Source organism: Kitasatospora sp. P5_F3 (assembly GCF_054049135.1).
On sequence record NZ_JBFUMY010000001.1, the window covers coordinates 197,603 to 210,276 of the forward strand.

Genomic DNA, 12,674 nt, shown 5'->3' on the forward strand with positions numbered 1-12,674 from the left:
GAACCTCCTGGGGGAAACGTGCTCAGGAGTCACGGTTGCAGGGGCCCGTACGCCCCCGCATCGGGCGCCGGGCCGATCCCCCTCCCCCGCCCGGGGGATGGGGATCAGGTGACGTTCAGCCGGGCGGCCAGCCGGAGCAGGCCGGGGGCGAGGCGGCTGAGCAGGTGGGCGCCCTTGGCCTCGACCGTGACCGGGACGAGTGCCTTGTTGCGGCGGACCGCCCGGACGATCTCGGTGGCGACCTTCTCCGGCGGGAAGTTGCGGCGGGCGTACAGCTTCGCGGCGCGGTCCTGCTTCGCGGCCTGCTCGTCGGCCGTGGTGGCGGAGAAGGTGGAGGTGCGGGTGATGTTGGTGTTGACCAGGCCGGGGCAGATCGCCGAGACGCCGACGCCCGCGGAGGCGAGTTCGGCGCGCAGGCAGTCGGAGAGCATCCGGACGGCGGCCTTGCTGGTGGCGTACGCGGCCAGCGCCTTGGAGGGCAGGTAGGCGGCGGCCGAGGCGAGGTTGACGATGTGTCCGCCGTGGCCGCGCTCGGCCATCAGGGTGCCGAAGGCGCGGCAGCCGTGGATGACGCCCCAGAGGTTGACATCCAGGACCCGCTGCCACTCCTTCTCGGTGGTCTGCAGGAAGGTGCCGGAGTGGCCGATGCCGGCGTTGTTGACCAGCACGTCGGGGACGCCGTGCTCGGCGGCGATCTGCTGGGCGAAGGCGTCGAAGGCCGTGCCGTCGCTGACGTCCAGCTGGTACGCGTACCCGGTGCCGCCGCTCAGGGTGCACAACTCGGCGGTACGGACGGCCGATTCGAGGTCCAGGTCGCAGACCACCACCCGCGCCCCCTCGGCCGCGAAGGCCAGGGCGGTGGCCCGGCCGATGCCGCTGCCCGCGCCGGTGATCACCACCAGTTCGCCGGTCGCCTCGGGCTCGGAGCCTGCGGAGACCGCCCCGACGAAGCTGCGGACGTGCTCGGCGACCACCGGGCCGTGCTCCAGCAGCGCCGACCAGTGGGTGCCGTTGACGGTCCGTCGGGTCAGCCGGGGCACCCAGTGCTCCAGGCCCTCGGAGAGGAACTCGTTGACGTAGTGGTCCCGGCTCAGCGTGAGCAGCTGGACGGGGACCTCGGTGTACCGCTCGCGCGGGCTGCGGATGGTCGGCCGCATGTTGGCCCGGTACAGCTCGATCCCGCGCACCGCGTCCTGCTTGAGGGTGGCCTGCGGGTGCCCGGGGCGCGGGTTGACCGCCTCCAGGTCGCGCAGCACCCGGGGCCAGGACTTGGCCAGCCAGAGCTTCCAGGTGGCTGGGGCGAGCAGCGGCAGGTGGAAGGCGGTGATGTACCAGGAGTGCGCGCCCTGCACCAGCAGCTGCCGCAGGTGACGGGGCGTCGGACGGCGGAACCGCTTGCGCATCCAGAAACCCAGGTGGTCCAGGCAGGGTCCGCTCATGGTGGTGTACGAGGCGAGCCGCTGCTCGGCACCCGGCTCGGTGACGGCCTCCCAGGACTGCACCGAGCCCCAGTCGTGCGCGACCACGTGCACGGGCGCGTCGGGGCTGACCGCGTCGGCGACCGCGAACAGGTCGGCGCCGAGGTGCTCCAGCCGGTAGCCGTCCCGGTTCGCCGGGACGCCGGACTCCCCCGCGCCGCGCACGTCGTAGCGGACCACGTGGTGGTCGACGGCCAGGTCCTCGGCGATGTCGTCCCAGACCACGTGGGTGTCGGGGTACCCGTGCACCAGGATCACGGTGGGGTGGGCGGGATCGCCCTGCTCGAAGACGGCGAGCGGCAGTCCGCCGGAGTCGACGGTGCGGCGGCTGATCATCGGGCTGCTCCCTCGGTGGTGGTCCAGCGGCGGACGTGCGGCAGGTCGTCGTCGAGCCAGTAGGCGTCGTCGTCCGTCACGACCAGCAGTTCCTCGAACTTGATGCCGACCTCGCGGAAGCCGATGTGCGGCTCGACCGCCCAGATCCCCGGCGTCGGCGCGTGCCGGGAGGAGCGGCCGTCGGCCCAGAGCGGCGACCGGCCGTGCAGCCGCTCGCTGATCAGCTCCCGGCCGAGCGTCTGGAGTGTACGCACCCCGAAGCCGAACAGGTTCACCCCGGCCGGGCCGCGCGCGGTCATCCGGGTCACCTGGTGGCCGATCACCCGGCCCGGGTAGACCTTGTGCCGGTTGTCGTAGCCGTGCGCGGCGATCTGGGCGTCCACGGCGGTGTAGATCTCGTTCAACGGCTTCCTGGCCTGCACCTCGCGCAGGATCAGCTCCCGGTAGACCTTGAGGTCCCCGGCCAGCCTGTCCCAGACCGGGTTATCGCCGACCTTGCCGCCGTAGCCGATGTCGGCGGTGTAGCCGTCCACCACGGGGGCGCAGTCCAGCACGTACGGCATGCCCTCCTCGAGCTTCCGGCTGCCCGCGAAGAACTGCAGCGGGGTGTGGAAGTGCCGGAACGCCGTCCGGTCGCCGAACCAGGCGAACGGCACGTGGAAGAAGTCCTGCACACCGGCCGCGACCAGGCACTTGCGCAGCTTGGCGGTGGCCTGCCGCTCCGTCACCCCGGGCTCGATCCAGGCCGCCACCTGCTCGGCGCAGTGGTACGCGAGCTGCTGGGTCTCCCGGAACCGGGTGAGGTCGTGCTCCGTGAAGGGGAACGTCATCGGTCAGACCTCCAGTACCAGGGTCTCGCCCTCGGCGGCCCGGGAGACACAGGGCAGGAACGCCCCGGCGGCCCGGTCCTCCTCGGTGAGACGGCGATCGCGGTGAACGGGTGTGCCACTGCCCAGCCTGACCTTGCAGGTGCCGCAGAAGCCCTGATGGCAGGAGTACGGCAGCTCGGGTCGGACCTCACGCAGCACGTCCAGCGCGGAGCGGTCGGCAGGGACGGTCAACTTCTGCCCGTCCTCGCCGAGTTGGACGCTGAACGGTTGGCCGCCCAGGATCGGGGCGGCGCCGAAGCGCTCGAAGTGCAGAGCGCGGACGGCGGCCGGGTCGTACGCCTGCTGGACGGCGGCCAGCATCGGGGCCGGGCCGCAGCAGTACACCGCCGCACCGCGCGGGGCGCGGGCCAACAGCTCGGCGGCCGGGGTGAGTTCGGTCAGGAACTCGACCCTGGACGGGTCCAGCGCGCGCAGCTCCTCGGTGAACGGCATCGACTCGGCACTGCGGCCGACGTGCACCAACCGCCAGTCCAGACCGAGCTGTTGGGCCTGCCGGGCCATCGGCAGCAGCGGCGTGATGCCGATCCCACCCGCCAGCAGCAGCACGGCCGGCTCGGCACAGAACGCGAAGCCGTTCCTGGGCCGGCGGGCGGTGAGCCGCACCCCCGGGTGCAGCCGGTCGTGGATCTCGGCCGAACCACCACCGCCCTCGGGCAGGTGACGGACCGCGATCCGGTAGCTGGTGCGATCGGCCGGGTCGCCGCACAGCGAGTAGTGCCGCACCAGACCGGAGGGCAGCGTCAGCTCGATCCGGGCGCCGGGCTGCCAACTCGGCAGCGGGCTCCCGCCGGGGTCGGCGAGCCGCAGCTCGACCACGTCCTCGGCGACCGACCGGTGCACGGTGACCACCAGTTGCAGCGGCGGCGTCGGCCTCGGGCCGGGCCGACGCGGGCTCCGGCGCAGCCCGGGCCGCCCCATCTTCGGGTCGTACCACTCGGCGAACGCGGTCATCCGCCGCAGGAAGCCGTCCGGCTTGGGGCGGCCGTACAGATCGGGCGGCAACGCTTCGAGGTCCATCTTGGAGCTCCATCTTTTCGGCACACGATTCGGCAGCCAGGGGCCCGGGGAACGGCGGCGCCGACCTCAGGAGCGTTCAACGTGCGTACAAGGCCAGGCACTTTCGCAGTGACCCCGGCGCCAGATCTCCTCGCAGTTCCCCGAGCCCCTGGTTTCACGTGGTTGAACTCAGCGGGTAGCTGCAGCCCGCGCGGCAGGCGAGCCCGCCAGGTAGCTGAGGGCCTGGCTGGAGGAGCCCTCCTGGGTGGGGTGGTAGCCCGGGCGGAAGTAGCGGAGCGCCGAGCGGGCCATCCGCGAGGGCTCGGGGAGCAGCCCGCACCGGGCGATCCGCTGGGCCTCGCGCCAGGTGGGCCGGACCGAGCCGTTCAGGCTGGGGTCGGCGGCGAGCAGGAAGCGGACGCCGCGGATCCAGAGGTGGATCAGGGTGGGACCGGAGACCAGCATGCCGCGCAGCCGCCGGAGGTAGCCAGGGTCCAGATGCACCATCAGGTCGAAGGCGACGCTGCGGTGCTCGACCTCCTCGGCGCCGTGCCAGCGCAGCAGGTCGAGCATGGTGGGGTCGGCCTTGGCCCGGTCCAGGCCGGGCGAGTTGAGCGCCCAGTTGCCCAGGAAGGCGGTGAAATGCTCGATCGCGGCCACGAAGGCGACCCGCTCGATCAGGTTCTCCCGCTGCTGAGCGGGCGTCAGGCCGGGCCGCTTGCCGAGCACCCGGCGGAACAGCCAGGTGACCTGCCGGACGTACGGGCGGGGGTCGAGGCCCTGGCCGAGCAGGTGGTCCAGCACCTCCTGGTGTGCCTCGGCGTGGATCGCCTCCTGGCCGATGAAGCCGAGCACCTCCTCGCGGAGCTGGTCGTCGGTGATCAGCGGGAGCGCGTCCTTGAAGACCTCGACGAACCAGCGCTCGCCCTCGGGCAGCAGCAGGTGCAGGACGTTGACGGTGTGGGTGGCCATCGGCTCGTCCGGGATCCAGTGCAGCGGCAGCTGCGACCAGTCGAACCGGACGTCACGGGGCTCCAGCACCAGGCTGTCGTGGACGGCGGGGGGCACAACGGGGCGGGGCGGCATGGCGGACCTCCTGGCCGAGGGTTGGGCGGCTCGACTCCAGGCAACCTACTCGCGGGTACGACCGCCCACAAGGGGTTCGGGCGTTCTTATCAACAGCCAGTCTAATAACTCCGCCGCCCGCCAACCGTCGCCTCAGACCGCCATCGCCAGCATCAGCGGCGCCGCCCGCTCCGCCAGCAGCTCCGCCGCCGCCCGCAGCCGGTGCACCTGACCGACCGGCAGCGAGGTGGCCAGGCAGCCCACCGTGCTGCCGGCCGTGACCGGCACCGCCGCGCAGACCGTGCCGAGCGCGTACTCCTGGATGTCGAGCACCGGCACCGTCGAGGGCTGGCACTCCAGCCGGTGCATCAGCTGCTGCTGGTCGGTGATGGTCCGGGCGGTCAGCCGGGCCACCGGGTGCCGGGAGAGGTGGTCCCGGCGGCCGTCGTGGTCGAGCTGGCTGAGCAGGCACTTGCCGATCGCGCTGGCGTGCGCGGTGGCCCGGAAGTCGACCCACTCGCGGACCGCCGGGGCGTGCTCGGCCGCCGAGACCACCTCGACCGTCAACTCCCCGTCGTGGTACCGGCTGAAGTAGACCGCCGCGCCAAGCTCGTCCCGCAGCTCGGCCAGCCGGTGCTCCATCCTGACCCGGACCAGTTGCTCCCGGTTCTGCTGGCCGAGCACCGCGACCGCGCCGCCGAGCACCCAGAGCCCGTCCTCCAGCGCGAGGTACCCCTCCAGCTCCAGCGCCTCGGCCAGCTCCCTGACCACCACCCCGGGCAGCCCCAACTCGCGTGCCAGCACCGCCTCGGGCACCCCGCCCGGGTGGCGGTCCACCGTCTCCAGCACCCGCAGGGCGCGCTGCATCACCCCGAACGGCCCGGCCGAGACCGAAGCCCCCTGTCCCCGTACCGACATGGCGTCCCCTTCCCCGTCCCTGCCAATCAGTCCAGCGTAACCACCCGCACGCCCGCGCACGGGCCCGAGTCGACACCTGGCCAGTTGGCATATGCCAGGGAACGCCGGAACGGGCCCCTCCCCCACTGCCCTGGGGGGAGAGGCCCGTCGGCCGGTCGACCGGGTGGGCACCCGGTCACCGATGAGGGTTGGTCAGTTGTCGTTACCGGCCCGCAGCTTGGCGACAGCGGCCGCCAGGCGGGCGCCGTACTCCTCGTCGGCCGCGTGGAAGTGGGCGAGGTTCTTCTCGACGATGTCGTCCCGGCTGACCTGGGCCAGGAAGCCCGCGATGTTGTCGATCAGGCGGGACTTCTCGCCGTCCGACATCAGGCGGTAGAGCTCACCGGCCTGGAAGAAGTCGTCGTCCTTGGTGTGCGCCGGGGTGGTGTACGTCCCGGTGTGGCCGTCCAGCCGGACCGGGGCGGCCAGCGGGGCGTCGGTCTGCGCCGGGCCGTCGTACGAGTTGGGCTCGTAGTTCTTGCCACGGCCGGCGGCGTTGACCGCCGACAGACCGTCCCGGCCGTAGTTGGCGGCCTCGGTCGCCTTCGGAGCGTTCACCGCGAGCAGGGTGTGGTTGACCCCGAGGCGGTAGCGCTGGGCGTCGGCGTAGGCGAACAGGCGGCCCTGGAGCATCTTGTCCGGGGAGGGACCGATGCCGGGGACGAAGTTGTTCGGCGAGAAGGCCGACTGCTCCACGTCCGCGAAGACGTTCTCCGGGTTCTTGTTCAGCACCAGGCGGCCGACCTTGACCAGCGGGTAGTCCGCGTGCGGCCAGACCTTGGTCAGGTCGAACGGGTTGAAGCGGTACTCGGCCGCCTCGGCGACCGGCATCAGCTGCACGTACAGGGTCCAGGACGGGAACACGCCCCGCTCGATCGCCTGGTGCAGGTCACGCTGGTGGCTGTCGGCGTCGGCGCCGAGCACCTCGGCCGACTGGCCGCCGTCCAGCGAGCGGATGCCCTGGTTGGTCTTGAAGTGGTACTTGACCCAGAACGCCTCACCCTGGGAGTTGACCCACTGGTAGGTGTGCGAGCCGTAGCCGTTCATGTGGCGGTACGAGGCCGGGATGCCGCGGTCGCCGAACAGCCAGGTGATCTGGTGGGTGGAGGCCGGCGAGTGGGCCCAGAAGTCCCAGACGTTGTCGGCTTCCTGCACGCCCGTGAAGGGGTCGCGCTTCTGCGAGTGGATGAAGTCGGGGAACTTGATCGGGTCCTTGATGAAGAACACCGGGGTGTTGTTGCCGACCAGGTCGTAATTGCCCTGCGCGGTGTAGAACTTCAGCGCGAAGCCGCGCGGGTCGCGGACCGCGTCGCTGGAGCCGAGGTTGCCCGCCACCGTGGAGAACCGCAGGAAGACCTCGGTGCGCTTGCCGACCTCGGCGAGGAAGTCCGCGTGGGTGTACTGCGAGACCTCGTCGGTGACCTCGAAGTAGCCGTATGCGCCGGAGCCGCGGGCGTGCACGACGCGCTCCGGGATGCGCTCACGGTTGAAGCGGGCCAGCTTCTCCAGCAGCTGCTGGTCCTGGATCAGCAGCGGGCCGTACTCGCCGGCCGAGGCGGAGTTCTGGTTGTCGGCGATCGGGGCGCCGGACTCGGTGGTCAGGGTCTTCGACATGACGGTCCTTCAGTAGGTGCAGGAGGGTCAGAGGCCGGCTGGCTGTCCGGGCCGGATCAGCCTGCGGCGTCTGGTGCGTGCGATTGCAAGGCGCCGGAGCGCCCTCGTAGCGGAGCTACTTGGGCGTTTCGGCAACGCGGCAAGCGTGCGTGCCAGGCGGCGGAGGCCCGGCCCGGACAGCCAGCCGGCCTCTCAGACGCCGAGCAGGCGCCAGATGGCCGAACGGCGGCGGGAGGACTGCTCGCCGTCGGGGCCGTCGGTCGGCTGCAGGGCAGCGACGGCGGCGGTGGTCGCGGCGGCGTCCGCGAGCGGGCGGGCGGCGGTCAGCTCGGTGGCCTCGGCCGCGGTGAGTCCGGCCTCGGTCAGCGCGGCGGCCGCCTCGGTGGCCGGGACGGTGTTGAACCAGCGCAGCGCGAGCGCGGCGCGGCCGGCCTCGGTCAGCTTGCCGGTCAGCCGGAGGCGGGCCAGGCCGCCGTCCGGGTAGACGTTGATCCGCACGTGGGTGACGGTCCGTCCGGCGGTCAGCCGGAGGCGGTGCCGGGTGTCCGGCTGGAGCCGGGTCCGGGGCAGCAGCTCGAACCAGCCGTCGGCGTCCGACGACGGGTCACCGCCGTTGGAGGCGTCGTAGCCCACCAGGTCGGCCCAGCCAGGGGCGTTGGCGACGAAGTAGGACGTGTCCACCTCGGCGGCCAGGACCTCGCCGCCCCCGGCCAGGGCGATCTGTACCCAGTCGTTGGCCTTGTCGCGCCGACGCCGGGTCTCCCAGCCGTCGCCCATGACGGAGGCGCGGCCCGGAGCGTTCAGGTTGTGCGGGGAGGAGAAGTAACGGTCCGAGGCGGCCTCGGCCACGCCGCCGAACTCCTGGGCGGCCAGGTCGAAGGCGAGGCCGTCCAGCTCACGCGGGTCGGTCACCACCTCGCCGTGCACCCGCAGCCGGGCGACACCGCCGTCCGGCCAGATGTTCAGCCGGACGTGGGTGTACCGGGCCGGGTCGGTGACCTCGAACTCGTGGGCGGTGTTGCCCTTGAGCGTGGTGCGCGGCACCAGGTCGACCCACTCCGCGGCGGCCAGCTCCTCCGGCGCGGGGTGCCCGGGGATCGAGGCGCCCTGGACGGAGCCGGTCTCCGGGTAGTTGCCGGTGAAGAACGCGGTGTCCACGATCACGCCGTGGATCACGCCGGCCACGCCGAGCCGGACGATCGCCCAGTCGTGGTCCTCGTCGGTCGGGTGCGGCTGCTCGGCCGAGACGCCACGGCGGCGCTTGGACTCCCAGCCGTCCATGATCTGGCCCTTGTGGCCGAAGGTGTGCGGGCGGAACTCGGCGGGCTTGGCGACCAGCAGGTTCTCCGCGTCGGCGAAGGTGTCCTCGTTGGTGGCGACCACACCGGCGCCCAGCAGGCGGGAGGCCAGGTTGACCAGCTCGGTGAACGGAGCGCTCGGGGTCTGACTGGTACTCACTTGAGTCTCCTTTAGTTTCGAGTGATCTGACGGCCGAACGGTGCGGCGTCGACGTCCACGACCTGCCCACGGAGCCAGGTGGTGCGGACGGAGCCACTGAGGGTCTTCCCCGCGTACGGCGTGACGGGGTTGCGGTGGTGCAGGTTCTCGGCGTGCACGGCGAACTCGGCGTCCGGATCGAAGGCCACCAGGTCGGCGTCGTACCCGACCGCGATGGCGCCCTTGGTGCCGGTCAGACCGACCAGCGAGGCCGGGCCGCTGCTCATCCAGCGCACCACGTCTTCGATCGAGTGGCCGCGCCTGCGGGCCTCGGTCCAGATGGCCGGCAGGCCGAGCTGGAGCGAGGCGATACCGCCCCAGGCGGCCGCGAAGTCACCGCTGCCGCCGTACTTCTGCAGCAGCTTCAGATCCGGGGTGGAGGGCGAGTGGTCGGAGACCACGGCGATGAACTCGCCGTCGGCGAGCGCCGCCCAGAGCTGGTCGCGGTTGGACTCGTCCCGGATCGGCGGGCAGCACTTGAACGCGGTGTCGCCGTCCGGCACCTCCTCCGCCGCCAGCGTGAGGTAGTGCGGGCAGGTCTCGGCGGTCACCCGGACACCGTCCGCGCGGGCCTGCCGGAGCAGCGGCAGCACGGCGGCCGAGGAGACGTGCAGGATGTGCACCCGGGCGCCGGTCCGGCGGGCGGTGTCGAGCAGCCGGGCCACCGCCGCCGCCTCGGCGTCGTCGGGGCGGGAGGCCAGGAAGTCGCGGTAGTGCACGCCCGGCTGCTGCGGGGCGGCCTCCAGGACGGCCGGGTCCTCGGCGTGGATGATGGCCAGCGCGCCGATCCTGGCCTGCTCGGCCAGTGCCAGCTCCAGGTCGGCCTGCTCGACGTGCGGGAACTCGTCCACCCCGGACGGGGCGAGGAAGCTCTTGAAGCCGAACACGCCCTCGCGGTGCAGGGGTTCGAGGTCCTCGACGTTGCCGGGGATCGCGCCGCCCCAGAAGCCGAGGTCGACCCAGGCCTGACCCTCGGCGATCTTCCGCTTGGCCGCCAGGCCGTCCACCGTGGTGGTGGGCGGGATGGAGTTCAGCGGCATGTCGATGATCGTGGTGACCCCGCCCGCGGCGGCCGCCCGGGTGGCGGTGGCGAAGCCCTCCCACTCGGTCCGACCGGGCTCGTTCACGTGCACGTGGCTGTCGACCAGGCCGGGCAGCAGCGCGGTGTCACCGAGGTCGGTCAGGTGGCGGTCCCCCGCGAGCAGCGAGCCGTACTCGGCGATCTGCTCGATCCTGCCGTCCCGGATCAGCACGTCAGCGGGACGCTCGCCGTCCGGCAGGACCACCCGGCGGGAACGGATCACCGCTGTGGTCGCGGGCGTCTCACTGAGGGGCATCTGGGACCTCCGAACCGATAGTACGAGTGGGGGTATACCGAAGGCGCGCCGGGCAGTTGGGGCCCGTGAACCGGGAGCCTAGGCCCGCCTTCAACAAAACGTCAATGTAGGAAAGTACGATGAGTCAGGACTGCAGCAGGTCGCCCGCGAGACGCGCTCCGGCCACCTCGGCCAGCTCGCCCGCCTTGGTCATGCTGTCGCCCGGCTGCTCGGCCAGGTCGGTCAGCGCGTACGCCGCCACGAAGCCCGCCGCCCGCCACTGGTCCTCCGAGAGTTCCAGCCGTCCGGCGACGGCGGCCACCCGAACCCCCGCCCGAGTGGCCGCCGCAGCGACGCCGGCGGGGGCCTTGCCGTGGAGCGTCTGCGCGTCCAGGCAACCCTCGCCGGTAACGACGAGGCGTGCCCCACGCACGGCCTCGTCGAAGCCCAGCAGCTCGAGCAGGAGCTCGATGCCGGGCCGCATGGTGGCGCCGAGCAGCGCGAGGGCGGCGAAGCCCACCCCGCCTGCGGCCCCGGCGCCGGGGGCGTTCCGGAAGTCCCGGCCCGTGGTGTCGCGGACCACGTCCGCCCAACGGGTCAGGCCCTCTTCGAGAATCAGCAGGTCGTCGCCGTCCGCACCCTTCTGCGGGCCGTAGACGGCCGTCGCACCGCGGGTGCCGAGCAGCGGGTTGTCCACGTCGCAGGCGACCACGATCTCGACGCCGGTGAGAGTGTCGGCGAGCGACCCCGGGTCGATCCTGGCCAGCTTGCGCAGCGCGGCTCCGCCGGGCGCCAGTTCGGTGCCGTCGGCGTCGTACAGGCCGACGCCGAGCGCCTGGACCATGCCCGCACCGCCGTCGGTGCAGGCGCTGCCGCCGAGACCGAGCACGATCCGCTTCGCGCCGAGGCTGACGGCGCGTCCGATCAGCTGGCCGACGCCGTAGGAGCCGGCCGCGAGCGGGGCCGTCCGGCCACCGGGGAGCCTGGCCAGTCCGGAGGACTGCGCCAGCTCGACCACGGCGGTGTCGTCCCGGAGCGCGATCGCGGCGTCCACCGGCAGGCCGGTCGGACCGGCCACCTTCACGGCGACCCGCTTGAAGCCTGCGGCCAGCGCGGCGGCCAGCGTGCCCTCGCCGCCGTCGGCGACCGGGAGCTCACGGATCTCCACGCCGGGGGCGACCCGGCGGATGCCGGCCGCGATCCGGGCGGCGACCTCGGCGCCCTCCAGCGTGCCCTTGAACTTGTCGGGGGCGACGACGACATGACCCTGAGTGGGGGTGGCGGGCATGCGTGGGCCTCTTTCCGTATCGCTGACGTTCAAATGCAAATGTGCCCAGAAGTAATGTGCCCAGAAGTTTGGGGGTGCGCCCCCTCCCCGCCGTTCCTCTCGTCCCGCTTCCGACGTACGAGAGGCTCCCCTCGGCGAAGGAGGGGGCCGGGTGACCCACGCGAGCACGACCGAAGTGCACCCGGGAGGGTAGTGCGTGGGTCACCGGTTTGGGACGGTCGGCAGGGGGGCGGTATGAGCCCCAGCCCGCCTGCCGACCGAACCTGGCCTCCTGGTGGCGCGGGCACGACCGGACAGGTACACGCCACCAGGAGGAGCTGGAGGGTTACTTGACCTCGCGGCCCGAGAGGCGCTCGACGCCCCGCAGCAGGGCCGAGTGGTCCAGCGAACCGTCGCCGTTGGCGCGGGCGGAGGCGACCAGCTGGGCCACCACCGCGCCGACCGGGAGAGCCGCACCGACGGCGCGGGCGGCGTCGGTGACGATGCCCATGTCCTTGTGGTGCAGGTCGATCCGGAAGCCCGGGGCGAACTGACGGTCGATCATGTTGGCCTTCTTGCGGTTCAGCACGGTAGAACCGGCCAGACCGCCGCCGAGCACGTCGAGGGCGGCGGGGAGGTCGACGCCCGCGTTCTCCAGGAAGACCACGGCCTCGGCCAGCACCTGGATGTTGACGGCCACGATCAGCTGGTTGGCGGCCTTCACGGTCTGACCGGCACCGGCCGGGCCGACGTGGATGACCGTGGTGCCGAGCGCGTCCAGGATCGGCTTCGCCTCGGCGAAGTCGGCCGCGTCGCCGCCGACCATGATCGAGAGCACGGCCTCGATCGCGCCGGCCTCGCCACCGGAGACCGGGGCGTCCAGGGTGCGGATGCCCTTCGGCTTGGCGGCGGCCTCGACCTTGATCGAGGTCTGCGGGGTGATGCTCGACATGTCGATGACCAGGGTGCCCTCGGCCACGTTCGCCAGCACGCCGTCCGCACCGAGGATGACCTGCTCGACCTGCGGGTCGGCGGGGACCATGGTGATGACGATCTCGGCGTTCTTCACCGCGTCGGCGATGGAGCTCGCGCCCTTGCCGCCGGCCGCCACCAGGGCGTCGATCGGGGGCTGGGTCAGGTTGAAGCCGGTGACGTCGTGGCCGGCCTTCACCAGGTTGGCGGCCATCGGGCTGCCCATGATGCCGAGGCCGATGAAGGCGATCTTGCGGGAGGCGCTCATCTGCGTCTCTTTCCTTAG

At 72.1% G+C, this 12,674-nt stretch carries 10 protein-coding genes; all 10 read right to left on the reverse strand.

Features of this window, described 5'->3' with window-relative positions; all coding sequences use genetic code 11:
* Window positions 1–104: 104 nt before the first annotated feature.
* Complete coding sequence (locus tag ACXJMZ_RS00800) at window positions 105–1,814, reverse strand: SDR family oxidoreductase (RefSeq protein ID WP_457027987.1); 1,710 nt, start codon at window positions 1,812–1,814, stop codon at window positions 105–107.
* A complete protein-coding gene (locus ACXJMZ_RS00805) occupies window positions 1,811–2,644 on the reverse strand; it encodes a M24 family metallopeptidase (protein WP_457027988.1) in 834 nt (277 codons plus the stop codon). Before ACXJMZ_RS00805 ends, ACXJMZ_RS00800 begins: the two co-directional genes overlap by 4 nt.
* Window positions 2,645–2,647: 3 nt before the next feature.
* Window positions 2,648–3,721 carry a PDR/VanB family oxidoreductase gene (locus ACXJMZ_RS00810; protein ID WP_457027989.1) on the reverse strand — a complete coding sequence of 358 codons (1,074 nt, stop codon included), beginning with the start codon at window positions 3,719–3,721 and terminating at the stop codon, window positions 2,648–2,650.
* A gap of 168 nt (window positions 3,722–3,889) precedes the next feature.
* Window positions 3,890–4,786 carry a metal-dependent hydrolase gene (locus tag ACXJMZ_RS00815; RefSeq protein WP_457027990.1) on the reverse strand — a complete coding sequence of 299 codons (897 nt, stop codon included), beginning with the start codon at window positions 4,784–4,786 and terminating at the stop codon, window positions 3,890–3,892.
* 132 nt (window positions 4,787–4,918) lie between these two features.
* Complete coding sequence (locus tag ACXJMZ_RS00820) at window positions 4,919–5,683, reverse strand: IclR family transcriptional regulator (protein WP_457027991.1); 765 nt, start codon at window positions 5,681–5,683, stop codon at window positions 4,919–4,921.
* Window positions 5,684–5,875: 192 nt separating this feature from the next.
* Window positions 5,876–7,336 carry a catalase gene (locus ACXJMZ_RS00825; RefSeq protein WP_457027992.1) on the reverse strand — a complete coding sequence of 487 codons (1,461 nt, stop codon included), beginning with the start codon at window positions 7,334–7,336 and terminating at the stop codon, window positions 5,876–5,878.
* Window positions 7,337–7,528: 192 nt separating this feature from the next.
* Complete coding sequence (gene alc, locus ACXJMZ_RS00830) at window positions 7,529–8,794, reverse strand: allantoicase (RefSeq protein ID WP_457027993.1); 1,266 nt, start codon at window positions 8,792–8,794, stop codon at window positions 7,529–7,531.
* Between the two features lie 11 nt (window positions 8,795–8,805).
* Window positions 8,806–10,170, reverse strand: coding sequence for an allantoinase AllB (gene allB / locus ACXJMZ_RS00835; RefSeq protein WP_457027994.1), 1,365 nt, complete (start codon window positions 10,168–10,170; stop codon window positions 8,806–8,808).
* 124 nt (window positions 10,171–10,294) lie between these two features.
* Window positions 10,295–11,437, reverse strand: coding sequence for a glycerate kinase (locus ACXJMZ_RS00840; RefSeq protein WP_457027995.1), 1,143 nt, complete (start codon window positions 11,435–11,437; stop codon window positions 10,295–10,297).
* Between the two features lie 325 nt (window positions 11,438–11,762).
* Window positions 11,763–12,656 carry a 2-hydroxy-3-oxopropionate reductase gene (locus ACXJMZ_RS00845; protein WP_457027996.1) on the reverse strand — a complete coding sequence of 298 codons (894 nt, stop codon included), beginning with the start codon at window positions 12,654–12,656 and terminating at the stop codon, window positions 11,763–11,765.
* Window positions 12,657–12,674 lie beyond the last annotated feature (18 nt).

Coding starts and splice junctions, on each gene's coding strand:
- allB (WP_457027994.1), bottom strand. CDS start 10,170: ATGCCCCTCAGTGAGACGCCCGCGACCACAGCGGTGATCCGTTCCCGC.
- ACXJMZ_RS00800 (WP_457027987.1), bottom strand. CDS start 1,814: ATGATCAGCCGCCGCACCGTCGACTCCGGCGGACTGCCGCTCGCCGTC.
- ACXJMZ_RS00845 (WP_457027996.1), bottom strand. CDS start 12,656: ATGAGCGCCTCCCGCAAGATCGCCTTCATCGGCCTCGGCATCATGGGC.
- ACXJMZ_RS00810 (WP_457027989.1), bottom strand. CDS start 3,721: ATGGACCTCGAAGCGTTGCCGCCCGATCTGTACGGCCGCCCCAAGCCG.
- ACXJMZ_RS00805 (WP_457027988.1), bottom strand. CDS start 2,644: ATGACGTTCCCCTTCACGGAGCACGACCTCACCCGGTTCCGGGAGACC.
- ACXJMZ_RS00815 (WP_457027990.1), bottom strand. CDS start 4,786: ATGCCGCCCCGCCCCGTTGTGCCCCCCGCCGTCCACGACAGCCTGGTG.
- ACXJMZ_RS00820 (WP_457027991.1), bottom strand. CDS start 5,683: ATGTCGGTACGGGGACAGGGGGCTTCGGTCTCGGCCGGGCCGTTCGGG.
- ACXJMZ_RS00840 (WP_457027995.1), bottom strand. CDS start 11,437: ATGCCCGCCACCCCCACTCAGGGTCATGTCGTCGTCGCCCCCGACAAG.
- ACXJMZ_RS00825 (WP_457027992.1), bottom strand. CDS start 7,336: ATGTCGAAGACCCTGACCACCGAGTCCGGCGCCCCGATCGCCGACAAC.